Here is a 17,139-nt window from a genome sequence, read left to right on the forward strand (position 1 = left end):
GCCATCGTGGGGATTGCGAATGTAGGGAGAACGCCGCGCGACGGGCAGGGGCCCGCCGGCATGGGGGTATCAGTCTTCGTGATGGATGAGGGCCGTGCCGGCCCAGGCGCCGCCGCGCAGCAGCTGGCGCACGCAGTCGATCAGCACCACGCGCGCGGCCAGGGCGGCGGGCGACAGCTCATCCTCGGACAGGCTGCACAGCAGGTTGGTGCGCAGGGCATCTTTGTCCGTGATACGCGACCACTCGAAGCGCTGCGCGGCATCGGCATAGCGGCCCATGGAGGCCCAGGGCTGCACCGTGCTGCCCAGGCCCGCATCCACGGCCGCCATGACCATGGACAGCGAATCCACCTCCAGCACCAGATGCGGCGTGAAGCGCGCCTGCGAGAAGGCCGTGTCCAGCGTGCTGCGCAGGCCGTGCAGGCCCGTGGGCAGGATCAGCGATTCGCCGGCCAGGTCGGCCAGCGCCATCTGCGGCGGCAGCGGCTCGGGGTGGCGGCCGCGCGCGCGGATCAGGAACAGTTCCTCCTCGATCAGCGGGTGCACCTGCCAGCGCCGCCCGCCTGCGCGGGCCTGACCGCCGTGCAGGCGGGCGTCGAACAGCACGGCCATGTCCAGCGCGCGCGCATTGAGCATGTCGGTCAGGTGGCCGGACATGCCCTCCACCATGTGCAGGCGCACATCGGGGTAGCGCGCGCGCATGGCCTGCATCATGGGCAGGCCCAGCATGGCCGAGGTGGTGGGCGCCAGGCCCACGCTGACCGAGCCCGACAGCCGCGCCTGCTGCGCGCTGCGCACGGCCTGCTCGGCATGGCGCAGCGTGAGCTGGGCCTCGCGGAAGAAGGCCACGCCCGCCTCGGTGGGCACCACGCCGCGCGGCGTGCGCTGCAGCAGCCGGGTGGACAGCTCGCTTTCCAGACGGCTGACCTGCTGGCTCAGCGCGGACTGGACCATGTCCAGGTCCAGGGCGGCGCGGCTCATGGAGCCCAGTTCGACGATGCGGACGAAGTAGCGGAGTTGTCTCAGTTCCATGGGGGCGGCGCTTGTGGTGTGCAGCGCCGATTGTCGGTGCAGGCCGGGGCTTGGCCTCAGATGCCGCGCGGCAGCAGGGTCGCCAGGGCCTCGCCTATCGAGCGCGCAATCAGCTTCTGGCGCTCGCCGGGCATGCGCTCCAGCGTGGAGGCCACGCTGACGGCGGCCACGGGCTCGCCTTCGGCATTGCGCACCGCCATGCCCACGGCCAGCACGCCGCGCGTGGCGTGGTTGCCGATGACGGACCAGCCGCGCTGGCGCGTGGCCTTCACCAGCAGGGCCATGCGCTCGGGCGTCATGCCGCCGTACTGCTCCAGCACGGGCGCGTTGGCTGCCATCGCGGCCTGCACCTCGGCATCGGGCAGGGCGGCCAGCAGGGCCAGGCCCGCCGCTCCCACGCCCAGCGGCTGGCGCGTGCCCACCTGGATCACCAGGATCTGCACCGGATGCGTGCCCACATGGCGGGCGATGCAGTGCGATGCCGCGCCTTCGCGCACGATGGCAAAGGCCGCGTCCGCGCAGCCCGCGCTCACGCGCTCCAGCACGGGCTGCAGCCGCACGGCCATGTTGGGCTGGCCCGCGCTGGCGGCCGTGGCCGCCAGCCGGTGGCCGGCCGCATAGGCGAAGCGCCCCCTGTGCGCCACATAGCCGCTGTCCACCAGGGTGGACAGCAGGCGGTACACCGTGGCGCGCTCCAGCCCCGTGGCGCGGCACAGGTCGGCGACGCGCAGGCCTTCGCGGCCAGCGGCCAGCACGGCGTCCAGCACCTGCAGGCCACGGCGCAGGGTGCGGCTGCCGGCATCGTCGGCGGAGACTGGAATGTCCGCTGGCCGGACGTTTGGATTGGTGCTGCGCGAAGGCATGGAAAAGAATTTCCCGGTGATTGCAGGCAGGGCAGAAAAGGGCCTGCGTGCAGCGCGCAGTGTGCCGCAGGCCGTCGAAAGCCCACACAGGCAGACATCAGCAGACATCAGCGGACATCAGAACGATCACCTGGAGACAAGACATGACAACCCCTGCCCGTTTCAATCCGTGGGCACGCCGGCGCCTGCTGGCCTGTTCCTTCACCTGCGCACTGGCCGGCATGGCCGCCGCGACCGTCGCGACCGTGGCGTTGGCGCCCGCGCCCGTGCTGGCGCAGCCGGCGGCCTGGCCTGCCCGGCCCGTGCGGCTCGTGGTGGGCTATGCGGCCGGTGGCGCCACCGACGTGATCGCACGCCTGGTGGCCGCCCGGATGGGCGAGCAGCTGGGCCAGAGCGTGGTGGTGGACAACCGCACGGGCGCCAACAGCAATGTGGGCGCCGAGGCCGTGGCGCGGGCGCCTGCGGACGGCTACACGCTGTATGTCTACACCATTGCCAACACCATCAATGCCTCGCTCTACCCCCGGCTCGGCTATGACCCGGTCAAGGACTTCGAGCCCATCGGCCTGATCGCCAAGATTCCCAACATCCTCGTGGTCAACCCGCGCCTGCCCATACAGAACGTGGCCGACTATGTGCGCCACGCCCGGCAGAGTGCGCAGGGCATCAGCTTCGCCTCGTCGGGCAGCGGCTCGTCGATCCACCTGTCGGGCGAGATGTTCCGGCAGCTGTCGGGCCTGCGCATGCTGCACGTGCCCTACCGCGGCAGCGCACCGGCCATCACCGACCTGCTGGGCGGGCAGGTGGATTCCATGTTCGACAACGCGCCCTCGGCCCTGCCCCACGTGCAGGCCGGCAAGCTGCGCGCGATCGCCATCACCAGCGCCCGGCGCTCGGCGCTGCTGCCCGATGTGCCCACGCTGGCGGAGTCGGGCTATGCGGGCTTCGACGTGCAGTCGTGGTTCGGCCTGGCCGCCCCTGCGGGCACGCCGCCCGCCGTGATCGAGCGGCTGAACCATGCCCTGAACACCGCCCTGGCCGCACCCGAGCTGCGCCAGCGCCTGGGCGAGATGGCCGCCACGCCCGAGCCCGGCACCCCGGCGCAGATGCGCAGCTTTGCGGCGTCGGAGATCAAGCGCTGGCGCGAGGTGGTCAAGGCCTCGGGCGCCACGGCGCAGTAATTCGATACCCGTTCGACACAACGGCCCCACAAGGAGACACCCCCATGCAACCCATTGATTTTTTCTGGCGCGCGGCCGAGCGCTGGCCGCAGCGCATCGCCATCGACGCACCGGGCGGCTGCATCCGCTATGACGCGCTGGCCCGCAAGGTGGCCGCGCTGGCGGCCGGCCTGCAGGCGCTGGAGCCCGCCGTGCAAAGCCGCGTGGGCATCTGCGCGGGCAACAGCGCAGACCATATCGCCGCCCTGCTGGCGGTGATGGCCAGCGGCAAGGTCTGGGTGCCGCTCAATCCCAAGAGCACGCAGTCCGAGGTGCGCCGCATCATCGATGCCACCGAGCCTTCCATCGTGCTGTGCGATGCCGGCGGCGCTGCACTGGTGCAAGGGGCGCCGGGCATCCACCTGGTGCTGGGCGAGGGCACGGCGGCCCTGGAGCAGGCGCAGGCCGGTGCTTTGCCTGTGATGCCCGACCTGCCCGCCGATGCCATCCAGGCCATCAAGTTCACGGGCGGCACCACGGGCCTGCCCAAGGGCGTGATGCAGCCCTGCCGCGCCTGGATGGCCGGCATTGCCAACCAGATCCAGGCCTGGGGGTTCGATGAGCATGACCGCTACGTCATGGCCGCGCCCATCACGCATGGCACGTCCACCTATCTGCTGCCCATCCTGGCGCAGGGCGGCTGCCATGTGCTGCTCGACGGTGCGGGTGCCGAGGCCGTGCGCAGCGCCTTTGCCCTGCGCGGCGGCACCGTGTGCTTCATGCCGCCCACCCTGATCTACATGCTGATGGCGCTGCCGGGCGCCAGCCGTGCGGACTTCCCCGGCCTGCGCCGCCTCATCTACGGCGGCGCCGCCATGCCGCCCGAGAAAATCCGCCAGGTGCGCGCCTTCTTCGGCCCCGTGCTGGCCACCACCTATGGCCAGACCGAGGCGCCGCAGATCCTCACGGCCATGCGGCCCGAGGACTTCGAGGACGAAGGCCTGTGGACCTCCGTGGGCCGGACCACCTGGTTCAGCGACCTGGCCATCATGGCGCCCGACGGCCGCCTGCTGCCCCGGGGCGAGGTGGGCGAGGTCGTGGCGCGCGGCGATCTGCTGATGAGCGGCTACTGGCGCCTGCCCGGCAAGACGGCCGAGACCCTGGTGAACGGCTGGCTGCACACGGGGGACCGGGGCCTGATCGATGCGCAGGGCTACCTGCACCTCAAGGACCGCCTGAAGGACTTGGTCATCACGGGCGGCTTCAACGTCTATCCCGTGGATGTGGAAAACGCCCTGGGCCAGCATCCGGCCGTGCATGAGTGCGTGGTCTTCGGCATCCCCGACGACCATTGGGGCGAGGCCGTGCAGGCCGCCGTGCAATTGCGCGCCGAACTGCGCCCCGACCAGCGCCCGGACGAGGCCGAACTGATCGCCTTCGTGCGCCAGCGCCTGGGCCCCGTGCAGACACCCAAGCGCATCCACTTTCACGCCAGCCTGCCGCGCTCGCCCGTGGGCAAGCTGCTCAAGACGGCCGTGCGCGAGCTTGCGCTGGCACCCCGCTGATCCCGCACACCATCACAAGGAGACCCTGGCCATGGCAACCCCCCAACCCCCCGTCACCCGCCTGTGCACCCACACCCTCACCAGCCTGCATTACCGCGATGCCGACCTGGTCGAGGACCTGATGGGCAAGAAGACCTTCACCGAGGTGATGCTGATGCAGATCCTGGGCCGAACGCCGCGCCCCGTGGACCTGCGCATCGCCGATGTGGTGCTCATCGTGCTCATGGAGCATGGCCTCACGCCCAGCGCCATCGCCACGCGCCTCATCTACATGAGCGCGCCCGAGAACCTGCAGGGCGCCGTCTCGGCCGGCCTGCTGGCCGTGGGCAGCTCCTTCGTGGGCACCATGGAGAACTGCGCCGCGCTGCTCGACCGCATCGCCGCCGCCGCCGACCCAGAGGCCGAGGCCCGCGCCATCGCCCGGCACCACAAGGCGTTGAAAAGACCCGTGCCCGGCTTCGGCCACCACCTGCACAAGCCCGTGGACCCGCGCGCCTACAAGCTGCTGGACATGGGCCGTGCCGAACCCGAACTGGCGGGCAGCAGAATCCGCGCGCTCGAAACCCTGTCCGCCGCCGTGGACGCCGCAGCGGGCCGGCCCATCACCATCAATGCCACGGGGGCCGTGGCCGCCCTGCTGGGCGAGATCGGCGTGCCCACGCCCGTGATGCGCGGCTTTGCCGTCATCTCGCGGGCGGCCGGGCTGGTGGCGCATGTGGTGGAGGAGCAGCAAAGCCCGTCGGGCCGGTTCATCTGGGAAACGGTGGAGGAAGCCATCCCCTTCGCGGGGCATGCAGTTTCCGCGAACGCTGCGTGAAGCAATGACCGATGGACCACCGCGCGCCATGCCGCGAGCATGGAGTCCATGCAACAAACCCATGGACTGTCCAGCGCCCTCGACGGCCTGCGCGTGGTGGACCTGTCCCGCATCCTGGCGGGACCCTGGTGCACCCAGAACCTTGCCGACCTGGGCGCATCGGTGCTCAAGATCGAGCGTCCCGGCACGGGCGACGACACGCGCGCCTGGGGCCCGCCCTTCGTGCAGGCCCCCGGTGGCGAGGCCGTGTCGGCCTACTTTCTGTCCTGCAACCGCGGCAAGCAGTCGGTGGCGCTGGACTTCACCGAGCCGGCCTCGCATGCCTGGCTGCTGCGCCAGATCCGCGATGCCGACGTGCTGGTGGAAAACTACAAGGCCGGCGCGCTGGCACGCCACGGGCTGGACTACGCGGCGCTGGCCGCCATCAACCCCGGGCTGATCTACCTGTCGATCACGGGCTTCGGCCAGAGCGGCCCGTTTGCGCACAAGCCCGGCTACGACTATGTGTTCCAGGGGCTGGGCGGCCTCATGGGCTACACGGGCGTGGCCGATGGCGAGGAGGGCGCGGGCCCGCTGCGCACGGGCGTGGCCGTGGTGGACCTGATGACGGGCATGTATGCCACCAGCGCCGTGCTGGCGGCCGTGGTGCAGCGCCAGCGCACGGGGCGCGGCCAGCACATCGACCTGGCGCTGCTGGACGTGGCCGTGGCCATGAATGCCAACCAGGCGGCCAACTACCTGGTCAGCGGCGAGAACCCGCGCCGCACGGGCAACGCCCATCCCAATTGCGCGCCGTATGAGGTGTTTGCCTGCGAAGACGGCCATTTCATCCTGGCCATCGGCAATGACGGGCAGTTCGCCGCCCTGTGCTCCGTGCTGGGCACGGACTGGCACCTGGACGCGCGCTTTGCCACCAATGCCGCGCGCCTGACCGGCATGGCGCAGCTGCGCCCGCTGCTGCGCGCGGCGCTGGGCCGCTGGCCGCTGCAGGCCCTGACCGATGCGCTGGACACCGCCCAGGTGCCCTGGGGCTGCATCAACACCATGGAGCAGGTCTTCGCCCATCCGCAGGTGCGGCACCGCCAGATGCTGCAGACGGTGGAGCACCCGCAGCTGGGCACGCTGAAGCTGGTGCGCAACCCCATGGCGCCGGCCGGCGGCGGCGCCCAGGTGCCGCCGCCGCCCGTGCTCGGTGCGGCGCCGCAGGACCTCTGAATCCCTAGACATCGACAAGCCAAGAAGGAGACAAGGATGACGAAACGCATGAAAGCACTGAAGGCCGCCGTGGCAGCCGCCGCGCTAGCGGGGATGCCGCTGGCATATGCAACCGGGGCAGCGGGGGCACCGGGGGCCGGAAGCTATCCCGAGCGGCCCGTACGCCTGGTCGTGCCCTATGCGGTGGGCGGCGCCACCGATGTGATCGCGCGCGTGGCGGCCCGCTATCTGGGCGAGACGCTGGGCCAGCCCGTGGTGGTGGAAAACCGCCCCGGCGCGGGCGGCAGCACGGGTTCGGCCTATGCGGCCAAGCAGCCGGCCGACGGCTACACCCTGGTGATGATGGTGGAGAGCTCGCATGCGGTGAACCCCAACGTCTACGCCAAGCCCGCGTATGACCCGGTGAAGGACTTCACGCCCATCACCAACATCGCCAACGTGCCGGGCGTGATGGTGGTCAGCGCAGGCTCGGCCTACAAGAGCGCCAGGGACGTCAGCGACGCGGCGCGCGCCGCGCCGGGCAAGCTCAACTACGGCTCCTCGGGCAATGGCGGGCTCAGCCACCTGAGCGGTGCGCTGTTCGGCAGCACCACGGGTACCACCCTCACCCATGTGCCCTACAAGGGCCTGGGGCCGGCGCTCAACGACCTGATGGCGGGGCAGCTCGATGTGGTGTTCGACAACATGCCGTCCTCGGGCGCGCTGATCGCGGGCGGCCAGCTGCGTGCGCTGGCCGTGTCCAGCCCCGTGCGCCTTCCGGCCCTGCCGGGCGTGCCCACCTATGCCGAGGCCGGGCTCAAGCCCATGAACGACATGTCCTGGTACGGCCTGGGCGCGCCTGCCAGGCTCGATCCCGCCATTCTTGCCAGGCTCAGCGAAGCCATGCGCAAGACCTTGCAAAAGCCCGAGCTGATCAAGACCATCGAGCAGCAGGGTGCCGTCGTGGACTTCCAGGAGCCTGCGCAGTTCAGGCAGACGGTGGAGCGCTCCAACCGGGCCTGGTCCCAGCTGATCCGCGACATCGGATTCGAGAAACTTTGAGGAGATCTGCCGTGCATGCACAAGTGACCTTTCCCACCCCGCAGACCGCCGTGCTCACCATCACCGGCGGCGGGCCGCTGAACATCCTGGGCACGCCCGTGATCCGCGCGCTGACCGCGCAATTGGCCGAGCTGGCCGAGCGCCCCGATCTGCACTGCCTGGTGCTGCGCGGATCGGGCACGCGCGCCTTCGTGGCGGGGGCCGACATCCGCGAGATGGCGTCGCTCAACGCCGCCTCGGCACGCGCCTTCATCAGCGGGCTGCGCGACCTGTGCAACGCGGTGCGGCATTTTCCCGTGCCCGTGATCGCCAGGCTGCAGGGCCATACGCTGGGCGGCGGGCTGGAGCTGGCCATGGCGGCCGACCTGCGCATCGCGGCCGATGATGCCGTGGTGGGCATGCCCGAGGTCAAGGTCGGCATTCCCTCGGTGATCCACGCGGCCATGATGCCCGCGCAGATCGGCGGCACGCGCGCCAGCTGGCTGCTGCTCACGGGCGAGAACATCGGTGCCCTGCAGGCCGAGCGCTGGGGCCTGCTCAACGAATGCGTGCCCGGCGACCAGCTCGATGCGCGCATCGCGCAGATTGCCGAGGGGCTGGGCGGGATCGGCATCGAGGCGCTGCGCCAGCAAAAGCGCCTGCTGCGCCGCTGGGAAGGCATGGGCGTGGACTCGGCCATCACCGACAGCGTGGCCGAGTTCGGCGCGGCCTTCAACACGGGCGAGCCGCAGCACCACATGAATGCCTTCCTGGAGCGCAAGCAGGCCAAGGCCCAGGCCCAGCACTGAACCCAGGCCGGGCCGGGCTAGGCCTTGTCGGCCAGCCCTTTCAGAAAGCTGCGCAGCCGCTGCGCGGTGGGCGTCAGCGGCCGTTCGCTGGAGCGCACCAGCTGCAGCGGGCGCCGTGCCCAGGTTTCCTCCAGCGGCAGGCAGGCCACCGCATGCGCGGTGCCGAGCCTGCGGTAGATGCTGTGCGGAATGATGGCCAGGCCCACGCCCTGCGAGACCAGCCGCACGATGGAGGTGAAATCGTCCACGTGGATGCGGCAGCGCAGCGGCCGGCCATGGCGCTTGGCCAGCTCGCGCAGAAAGGCGTAGTTGCTGCTGGTCAGCGCCATGCCCACGAAGGCATGGGACAGGGTGTCGAAGAACCGGCAGGAAGGGCCTTCGCCGTCGTCTGGCCTCTCGCCCGGCTGGGGCACCAGCGGATGGCAGGGCGGGGCGATCACCACCAGGCGGTCCAGCGCAAAGGTCTCGCAGGCCACGGCGCCCGCCATGGGCTCGCCCGCGTAGACGCCCAGGTCGGCCTCGCCCTCGGCCACGCTGGCGGCAATCGTCTCGCTGGTCTGCTCCACCAGGGTGAGGTTCACCTCGGGAAAGGCGGTCAGGAACTCGCCGATGTGCGGGCCGATGAAGCCGTGCAGCGAGGAGCTGTTGGCCGCCAGCGTCACCTTGCCCTGCAGGCTGCTGCCCAGCAGGGCGGCCTCGGCCTCCATGCCGTCGATGGCGGCGAACACGCCGCGCGCATGCTCGAGCATGGCGTGGCCTTCCTCGGTCAGCCGCATGCCCTTGTGCTCGCGCGTGAACAGCTGGCAGCCCAGGGCCTGCTCCAGATTGCGCAGGCGCTGGCTGGCGGCCGAGGGCGTCAGGTGCCGCGCCTGGCTGGCACGCGAGAGATTGCCGGCCTGGGCGATGGCCATGAACAGCTTGAGATCGGTCAGGTCGTAGCGCATGCGGGCGTTTCCTAGGGGGCAAGAGGGCCATTATTCCTGCTGGCGCAGGGCTGCAAAGCCCGTGGCGCGCAGCCTTTGAAGGGCGCTGGGATAATCGCTGCCATGACTAAACACCGCGTCGTGGTGGGCCTGTCGGGCGGTGTGGACTCCGCTGTCACGGCCCATCTCCTCAAGCAACAGGGCCATGAAGTGGTCGGCATCTTCATGAAGAACTGGGAAGATGACGACGACAGCGAATACTGCTCGTCCAATGTCGATTTCGTCGATGCCGCCGCCGTGGCCGACGTGGTCGGCATCGAGATCGAGCATGTGAACTTCGCCTCCGAGTACAAGGACCGCGTCTTCGCCGAGTTCCTGCGCGAGTACCAGGCCGGCCGCACGCCCAATCCCGACGTGCTGTGCAATGCCGAGATCAAGTTCAAGGCCTTCCTGGACCACGCCATGCGCCTGGGCGCCGAGAAGATCGCCACGGGCCACTACGCCCGCGTGCGCCAGAACCCCGGCACGCAGCTGTTCGAGCTGCTCAAGGGGCTGGACCCGGCCAAGGACCAGAGCTACTTCCTGCACCGCCTCAACCAGGCCCAGCTGTCCAGGTCCATGTTCCCCGTGGGCGAGCTGAAGAAGACCGAGGTGCGCCGCATTGCCGAGGAGATCGGCCTGCCCAACGCGAAGAAGAAGGACTCCACGGGCATCTGCTTCATCGGAGAGCGGCCGTTCCGCGACTTCCTGAACCGCTACATCAGCAAGGAGCCCGGCAACATCCTCGACGACCGCAACCGCAAGCTGGGCAAGCATGTGGGCCTGTCGTTCTACACGCTGGGCCAGCGCTCGGGCCTGGGCATCGGCGGCGTCAAGGAAAAGGGCGCGCCGCGCGGCGGCGGCGACCATGATCCCTGGTTCGTGGCGCGCAAGGAACTGGACACCAACACGCTGCGCGTGGTGCAGGGCCATGACCATCCCTGGCTGCTGTCGCAGTCGCTGCTGGCCGACCAGGTCAGCTGGGTGGCCGGCCACGCGCCTGCCGAGGGCAAGGCCTACGGCTCCAAGACGCGCTACCGCCAGCCCGACTCGCCGGCCCTGATCTCGGGCGCCACGCCCGAAGGCTTCCGGCTGGATTTCCCCGAGCCGCAATGGGCCGTCACGCCCGGCCAGTCGGCCGTGCTCTACGACGGCGACGTGTGCCTGGGCGGCGGCATCATCGCGGCGGTGGATCCGCAGTGATGCAGCACTGACGCGGCACTGATGCCGGGCAGGATGCGGCCCGGCGCGTTTTGCTATCGTCACGGGGGGCGGCACAACCGCCCCTTTTTCTTTTTCCTTTTGTTCTTCACGACAGCACCACAGGAGACCCCATGGCTTCATCGATTCTTGCGCGCCGGCATTTTCTGGGAGCGGCCCTGGGCGCCGTGGCCACGGCCGGATGCAACGGCGAGGTGTCCTGGGGCGATCCCATCGATCCGCCCGTGACGGACCGCGTCAAGCGTGCGCTCGATCAACTCGATGGCCAGGTGCGCGCGCAGATGCGGCGCACGGGCGTGCCCGGCGTGGCCGTGGCGGTGGTGCATGAGGGGCGCCTGGTCTATGCCCAGGGCATGGGCGTGCGCCGTCTGGGCTCGTCGCTGGCCGTGGATGCGGACACGGTGTTCCAGCTCGCCTCCGTCTCCAAGTCCGTGGGCGCCACCGTGGTGGCGCAGCAGGTGGGCCAGCGCCGCGTGTCCTGGGACACGCGCGTGCAGCAGGGCCTGCCCTGGTGGACGCTGGAGGACGCCGACGCGGCCCAGCGCATCACCGTGGGCGACATGTATGCCCACCGCTCGGGCCTGCCCGGCCAGGCCGGCGATGCGCTGGAGGAGCTGGGCTACAGCCAGCGCCAGATCCTGGAGCGCCTGCGCTACCTGCCGCTGCGGCCCGTGGGCACCCAGTACGCCTACAGCAACTTCGGCCTGACCACGGGTGCCGAGGCGGTGGCCGCCATCGCGGGCCAGTCCTGGGCGGCGCTGTCGCAGCAGGCCGTCTACGGCCCGCTGGGCATGACGCAGACCAGCTCGCTGTTTGCCGATTTCGAGGCGCGCGCCAACCGCGCGGCCGGCCACCTGCGCGTCAATGGCGTGTGGCAGACGGGGCCGGTGCGCCGGCCCGATGCGCAGTCGGCCGCCGGCGGCGTCAGCTCCACGGTGCGCGACATGGCGCGCTGGATGACCATGCTGCTGGACGAGGGCCGCTTCGAGGGCCGCCAGGTGGTCGATGCGCAGGCGCTGCGCACGGCGCTGTCGCCGCAGATGCTGCAGTCGCCGGCCGGCAACGGCGAGCCTGCGCGCTACTACGGCTTCGGCTTCAACGTGGGCGTGTCCGAGGCGGGGCGCACCACCTACAGCCACTCGGGCGCCTTCGGCACGGGCAGCGCGACCAGCTTCACCGTCATGCCCGAGCTCAAGCTGGGCATCGTGGTGCTGACCAACGGCATGCCCATCGGCGTGCCCGAGATCGTGGTCTCGCAGTTCCTGGACCAGGTCGAATGGGGCCGCCAGCGCCAGGACTGGGAGAGCATCTGGACCAAGCGGCTGGCGCCCATCATGCAGCCGCATGGCGAGCTGGCAGGCAAGACCCGGCCCCCTTTCCCGCGCCCGCCCCGGCCGCTGGGCGCCTATGTGGGCAGCTACGCCAACCGCTTCTACGGGCCGGCCCAGGTCAGCCTGCAGACGGGCGGCGGGGGGCTGCAGGTCAGCCTGGGTTCGCAGCGCATGCTGCTCAGCCACTGGGATGGCGAGGTCTTCAGCTTCGTGCCCGAGGGCGATTCGCCGGGCAGCCTGTCCAAGGCCACGTTCGACGGCAACCAGCTCACGCTGGAGTATTTCGACGATGTGCTGACGCCGGCCGGCGTCAGTGCGGGGATAGGGCGCTTTTCGCGCTGATTTTCGCGCTGAGGGTGGCCTGCTCCGTGCCTTCGTGCAGGTGATCGCCGGGCACGGGCAGCCAGGCGGCCAGCACGGTGGCGCCATGTCCAGATGGCCGCCCAGGCGCTGCAGGCGCGCCTGCATGCTGCGCAGGCCCACGCCCATGCCGGCCTGCTGCACGGCGGCCACGTCAAAGCCTGCTCCGTCGTCGGTGATGCGCAGCATCAGCCAATGCGGCTCGGGCCACTGCAGCTGCACCTGCACGCACTGGGCGCGGCTGTGCTTGATCACATTGGCCAGCGCTTCCTCCAGCACGCGCGTCAGCGCCAGGCACTGCAGCGCACCGGGCGGCTGCGGCCAGGCGGCCGGCACCTGCCAGTCGGACTGCATGTCCAGCGCGTCGAACAGGCTGGCAAAGCGGTGGCGCAGCGGCGCGATCCACGCCTGGGGCGTGTCCGGCACGGTGACGGAGACGCTGGTGCCGCTGTCGATCATCTGGCGCAGGTCGTCGCGCAGCAGCTTGAGCACGGACAGGAACTGGCGGTTGTGCATGGGGGTGCCGGCCTGCTCCTCCATGGCGATGGAGCGGACCAGGGAGCCGCCCAGGCTGTCGTGCAGGTCGTGCGCCAGCTGCATCCGTTCCTGCAGCCGCGAGTGGCTGAGCGCCAGCGCATGCTCGCGCGCCAGCGTGCCGCCGAGCTCGTCGCAGGCACGCGCCACGCTGTCGCTCAGCTCCTGGTTGAACTGTTCGATGCGGCGCATGCCCGTGCACGCGTATCCACACGCTGTTGGTGCCCGCATGCAGGGCGGATTCGGGCAGCAGCCAAAAGCGCGGCATGTTCCAGCTGCGCGACAGGGGCTCGACCAGGTGCCGGTCGCGCCACAGCAGGTCGCCGTTCACGAAGACCTCGCCGGCCATGACCATGGAGTGCAGGGCCAGCGCCACGGGATCTGCGGCGGCGGTGGCAGAAGCGGCAGGGGGGTGAGCGCAGCCGCGCTGCCAGTCGATGCGGTACCAGACGGCGCCGCTGTAGCCGGGCCAGCGGTCCAGCCAGTGGTCGGGCAGGGTCACGTTGTGCCAGTCGCGTACCGCGCTGGCGATGGGCGGCGGTCCCTGGCCTGCGGCCTTGGCGGACTGGATGGACAGGATCTGCGGCAGGCAGGCCTGGGCCAGGGCGCAGGGACTGCACAGGAGGACCGCCAGGCCCAGTGCCAGGCACCGCACCGGGCCGAACCACCGGCGCCACCCGCCCATGGCCGTCAGCCCAGCAATCCGCGCACGCGTGCCGTGTTGACGGCGCGCGTGCGCGAGGACACGGCCAGCTTGCGGTAGATGTGCTTGATGTGGCATTCCACCGTGTAGCGCGACAGGTGCAGCTGCTCGGCGATCTCGCGGTTGGTCAGGCCATCGGCCACCAGGCGCAGGATCTGGCTTTCGCGCGCGCTCAGCGTGGACTCGGTGCCGCTGCTCTCCGGCGTGGCGGGTGCCGCGCCCTGCAGCTCGGCGATCACGCGGCGCGCGATGAAGGGGTCGATGGGGGCGCCGCCGCGCAGCACGCTGCGGATGGACAGCGACACTTCCAGGTCGTCGCGTTCCTTGAGCACATAGCCGGTGGCGCCTGCGCGCAGCGCCGCGAGGATGGCATCCTCCGTGCTCCAGGCCGAGATCACCAGGATGCCCACGGCCGGATCTGCGCTGCGCATCTCGGCGATCAGGTCGATGCCGCTGCCGTCGGGCAGGCCCAGGTCCACCAGGGCCAGGGCCACGGGCTCGGCCAGGCAGGCGCGGGCCTGGGCCAGGGAGCCGGCGAACAGCAGGGCATCGGGCGTGTAGCCCAGCTGGCCCAGCACGGACTGCAGCCGCTGGCGGATCAGCGGCTCGTCCTCCACCACCAGCACCGGGGCCGGAAGCGTGGACTCTGGGACAAGCAGGTGGGCGGGCATGGAAAAGGCGTGCGCAGCGGCGGGCGTAAAAAGGGGCAGGATGGCCGCCCGACTGTGGGCGAAGCCCGCATCTTTGCATATCCCTGAAAACTGGTAATCGCGGGGGCGCGCGCCGCTGCGCCGTCCATAATTCCGGCCCGGGCCGCACGGGCGGACCCTGGCAACGACACCTACCGAAAGGACGCCGCCGCATGGCACGCGTACGTGACCCTGCTGGCTACGATGGCCAGCGTGAAATGATCCTCTCCCACGCCGCCCAGCTGTTCGCGCAGCGCGGCTATGCGGGCACCTCCATGAACGAGGTGGCTGCGGCCTGCGGCGTCTCCAAGGCCACGCTCTACCACTATGTGCTCGACAAGCACGACCTGGCCGTGCGCATTGCCGAAGAGCATGTGCTGCGCCTCGAAGCCCTGGTCAACGACACCCTGCAGGCCCATGCCGATCCCGAGCAGCGCCTGCATGCGCTGATCCGCGGCTTTGGCCAGGAGTACGCCCAGGCCCAGAATGCCCACCGCGTGCTGACCGAGGACGTGCGCTTCCTGCGCGAGGAAGACCAGCAGCGCATCCTGGACGTGGAGCGCCGCGTGGTCGCCGCCTTTGCGCAGACCATTGCCCAGGTGCGCGGAGAACCTGCCGACAGCGCCCTGGGCAAGCCCCTGGCCATGCTGCTGTTCGGCATGATCAACTGGACCTTCACCTGGCTCAAGCCGGGCGGCACGCTGGACCATGACGCCATAGGCACCATGGTGTCCCAGCTGTTCTTCGGCGGCGTGCGCGCGGTCAGCGTGCCGGACGGCAAGAAGCCGCGCAAGGCCCGCCAGGCCTAGGCTCGGCCCGGCCCCTCACCACCTGCGCTGCACGACCACGAAGCGGTCGGCCACGAAGGCCAGCGTGGTGTAGCTGGCATTGGCCGCGGGATTGCCGCCCGTGGCATGGAAGTCCGAGAAGCCTGCCGACTGGTTGACCATCACGCCCTGCGTGAGGTTGATGGACAGGGCCACGCGCGAGCGCAGCGCCGAGGCCGCCACGGCATCGACGAAGGCCGCATCCGTGGAGTACAGGCCCAGGGTCATCGCGCCATGCGCGCGCACGCTGCGCTCGGCCAGCTCGCGCGCGGCCTGGGCCGAGGGCACGGCCACCAGGTAGGAGACCGGGCCGAAGCATTCGCGCTCGTAGATGGCAGCGTCCGCCACGTCCAGCGCGCGCAGCGCGGGCGTGCGCACCTCGGCCTGCGGGTACTCGGGATGGGTGAGCTTTTGCGAGGCGCGCACGGCGCGGCCCACGGTGGCGGCCTGTTCCACGCGCTCCACGGTCTGCGCAGAGCCTATGGCGCCCAGCACGGTGAAGGCCACCTTGGGATCGGCCAGCAACTGGTCGATGGCGGCGGCCAGATCGGCGCCGACCTGCTCGAAGCTCTTGTGGCCCTGGTCAGTCTCTATGCCGCCGGCCGGAACCAGCAGGTTCTGCGTGGTGGTGCACATCTGGCCGCTGTACAGCGACAGTGACAGGGCCAGATTGCGCAGCATGCCTGCGTAGGCATCGGTGGACTCGATCACCACCAGGTTCACGCCGGCCATCTCGGCATACAGGCGTGCCTGCGAAGCGTTGGACTGCAGCCACTGGCCGAAGGCATTGCCGCCCGTGAAGTCGATGGAGGCCACGGCCGCGTGCGTGGCCAGGGCCTGGGTCAATTCGGGCTTGTCGCTCACGGCCAGGGTCACGAGGTTGGGGTCCAGGCCCTGCTCGGTCAGCACATCGCGCAACACGCTCACGGTGAGCGCGGCCGGCAGCACGGCGTTGGGGTGGGGCTTGACGATCACGGGGTTGCCCGTGGCCAGCGCGGCGAACAGGCCCGGGTAGGTGTTCCAGGTCGGGAAGGTGGCGCAGCCGATGACCAGGGCCACGCCACGCCCCACGATCTCGAAGCGCTTGTGCAGCACGGCGGGCGCATGCTTGCCCTGGGGCTTTTCCCAGACGGCCTCGGCAGGCACGTCGGCCATGGCCTTCCAGGCCACGGCAATGGCTTCCAGGGCGCGGTCCTGGGCATGGGGGCCGCCGGCCTGGAAGGCCATCATCGCGCCCTGGCCCGTGGTCAGCATCACGGCATGCGCGATCTCGAAGCTGCGCTGGTGGATGCGCGTCAGCGCCTCCAGCAGCACGCCGGTGCGGCCCTGGGGTCCCAGCGCCTGCCATGCGGGCTCGGCCGCCTGGGCGGCATCCACCAGCGCCTGGGCATCGCACTCGGGGTAGCGGATGTCCAGGGCCACGCCATAGGGCGATTGCTCGGTGGCCACGCGGGCGCGTTCACCGGGCTGGCGCAGCGGATAGTCCTTGCCGAACAGCGCCTGCACGGCGGCGTGGCCCTGGGCCTGGGCGGTCTCGCCATACACCTTGGGCGAAGGCGCTTCGGGAAAGGGCGACCAGTGGCCCCGGCGGGACAGGGCCTGCAGCGCGTCGTCGAGCAGGGGGCGGTGGCGTTCGTAGAGGGCGTGGGCGGGCATGGGATGTCTCCTGGGTTGGAATGTGGCGTCGCTATCAGGGTTAGTACCGGACAACAAGCCTTGTTGCTCAAGAAAGCTGCATCTTATAATCCTACCGTCCGGTCGGTCAATTATTCTGAACCCCTTGCCTCACGACGCCAGAACCCCGATGAACAAAGACCTGCGCCCCGCCCCCGGCGACCTCGACCCCATCGAAACCGCCAGCCGCGACGAGATCGCCTCGTTGCAGCTGCAGCGCCTGCGCTGGTCGCTGCAGCATGCCTACGACAACGTGCCGCACTACCGCCGCGCTTTCGATGAGAAGGGCGTGCACCCCTCCGATCTGCGCACGCTGTCCGACCTGGCCCGCTTTCCCTTCACCACCAAGAAGGACCT

Annotated in this window: 15 protein-coding genes and 1 pseudogene; 10 read left to right on the top strand and 6 right to left on the bottom strand. The window is 70.2% G+C overall.

Translation table 11 applies throughout. The annotated features are described in order from the left end of the window. Positions 1-69: 69 nt before the first annotated feature. Positions 70-1,032 carry a LysR substrate-binding domain-containing protein gene (locus PO605_RS28230; protein WP_272207217.1) on the bottom strand — a complete coding sequence of 321 codons (963 nt, stop codon included), beginning with the start codon at positions 1,030-1,032 and terminating at the stop codon, positions 70-72. Positions 1,033-1,088: 56 nt separating this feature from the next. Then, the gene (locus PO605_RS28235) at positions 1,089-1,895 is read right to left on the bottom strand and encodes an IclR family transcriptional regulator (RefSeq protein ID WP_046986854.1); all 807 of its coding nucleotides are present in this window, start codon (positions 1,893-1,895) and stop codon (positions 1,089-1,091) included. Between the two features lie 143 nt (positions 1,896-2,038). Between PO605_RS28235 and PO605_RS28240 the strand changes: the two genes are divergently transcribed. From PO605_RS28240 to PO605_RS28265, 6 genes are read left to right on the top strand one after another with little or no spacing between them, the layout of a single operon-like run. Further along, positions 2,039-3,076 carry a tripartite tricarboxylate transporter substrate binding protein gene (locus PO605_RS28240; RefSeq protein ID WP_016449569.1) on the top strand — a complete coding sequence of 346 codons (1,038 nt, stop codon included), beginning with the start codon at positions 2,039-2,041 and terminating at the stop codon, positions 3,074-3,076. Positions 3,077-3,120: 44 nt separating this feature from the next. Next, entirely contained in the window at positions 3,121-4,620 is a 1,500-nt protein-coding gene (locus PO605_RS28245; protein ID WP_047471405.1) for a class I adenylate-forming enzyme family protein, read from the top strand. A gap of 31 nt (positions 4,621-4,651) precedes the next feature. Continuing rightward, a complete protein-coding gene (locus PO605_RS28250) occupies positions 4,652-5,437 on the top strand; it encodes a citryl-CoA lyase (protein WP_047471410.1) in 786 nt (261 codons plus the stop codon). 48 nt (positions 5,438-5,485) lie between these two features. Beyond that, positions 5,486-6,652 (top strand): CaiB/BaiF CoA transferase family protein, encoded by a 1,167-nt coding sequence (locus PO605_RS28255; protein ID WP_272207218.1) that lies wholly within the window; start codon positions 5,486-5,488, stop codon positions 6,650-6,652. Between the two features lie 36 nt (positions 6,653-6,688). Then, complete coding sequence (locus PO605_RS28260; RefSeq protein WP_047472889.1) at positions 6,689-7,693, top strand: Bug family tripartite tricarboxylate transporter substrate binding protein; 1,005 nt, start codon at positions 6,689-6,691, stop codon at positions 7,691-7,693. Positions 7,694-7,704: 11 nt separating this feature from the next. Next, complete coding sequence (locus tag PO605_RS28265; protein ID WP_034366441.1) at positions 7,705-8,481, top strand: enoyl-CoA hydratase; 777 nt, start codon at positions 7,705-7,707, stop codon at positions 8,479-8,481. Positions 8,482-8,498: 17 nt separating this feature from the next. Here PO605_RS28265 and PO605_RS28270 read toward each other — a convergent pair whose 3' ends face one another. Further along, positions 8,499-9,425, bottom strand: a complete 927-nt coding sequence (locus tag PO605_RS28270) for a LysR substrate-binding domain-containing protein (protein WP_272207219.1) — start codon at positions 9,423-9,425, stop codon at positions 8,499-8,501. Positions 9,426-9,527: 102 nt separating this feature from the next. On the opposite strand from PO605_RS28270, the gene mnmA reads away from it, so the two are divergent. Continuing rightward, positions 9,528-10,646: a tRNA 2-thiouridine(34) synthase MnmA gene (gene mnmA / locus PO605_RS28275; RefSeq protein WP_272207220.1), complete on the top strand. Its 1,119-nt coding sequence runs from the start codon at positions 9,528-9,530 to the stop codon at positions 10,644-10,646. Between the two features lie 131 nt (positions 10,647-10,777). Continuing rightward, positions 10,778-12,337, top strand: a complete 1,560-nt coding sequence (locus PO605_RS28280) for a serine hydrolase (protein ID WP_016449576.1) — start codon at positions 10,778-10,780, stop codon at positions 12,335-12,337. 144 nt (positions 12,338-12,481) lie between these two features. On the opposite strand, the pseudogene PO605_RS31070 reads toward PO605_RS28280, so the two are convergent. Continuing rightward, positions 12,482-13,120: pseudogene (locus tag PO605_RS31070) on the bottom strand (sensor histidine kinase); the annotation flags it as partial. A gap of 459 nt (positions 13,121-13,579) precedes the next feature. Further along, positions 13,580-14,263 carry a LuxR C-terminal-related transcriptional regulator gene (locus PO605_RS28290; protein ID WP_013804635.1) on the bottom strand — a complete coding sequence of 228 codons (684 nt, stop codon included), beginning with the start codon at positions 14,261-14,263 and terminating at the stop codon, positions 13,580-13,582. A 191-nt stretch (positions 14,264-14,454) separates the two neighbouring features. On the opposite strand from PO605_RS28290, the gene PO605_RS28295 reads away from it, so the two are divergent. Next, positions 14,455-15,090 carry a TetR/AcrR family transcriptional regulator gene (locus PO605_RS28295; RefSeq protein WP_012202739.1) on the top strand — a complete coding sequence of 212 codons (636 nt, stop codon included), beginning with the start codon at positions 14,455-14,457 and terminating at the stop codon, positions 15,088-15,090. Positions 15,091-15,105: 15 nt separating this feature from the next. Here PO605_RS28295 and paaN read toward each other — a convergent pair whose 3' ends face one another. Next, complete coding sequence (paaN, locus tag PO605_RS28300; protein WP_047472892.1) at positions 15,106-16,764, bottom strand: phenylacetic acid degradation protein PaaN; 1,659 nt, start codon at positions 16,762-16,764, stop codon at positions 15,106-15,108. Positions 16,765-16,912: 148 nt separating this feature from the next. On the opposite strand from paaN, the gene PO605_RS28305 reads away from it, so the two are divergent. Continuing rightward, positions 16,913-17,139, top strand: a 227-nt coding sequence (locus PO605_RS28305; RefSeq protein ID WP_442874768.1) for a phenylacetate--CoA ligase family protein, incomplete at its 3' end; no start/stop codon positions are given.

The sequence above is a fragment of the Delftia sp. DT-2 genome, from assembly GCF_028401915.1.
GTDB classification, from domain to species: domain Bacteria; phylum Pseudomonadota; class Gammaproteobacteria; order Burkholderiales; family Burkholderiaceae_C; genus Comamonas; species Comamonas tsuruhatensis.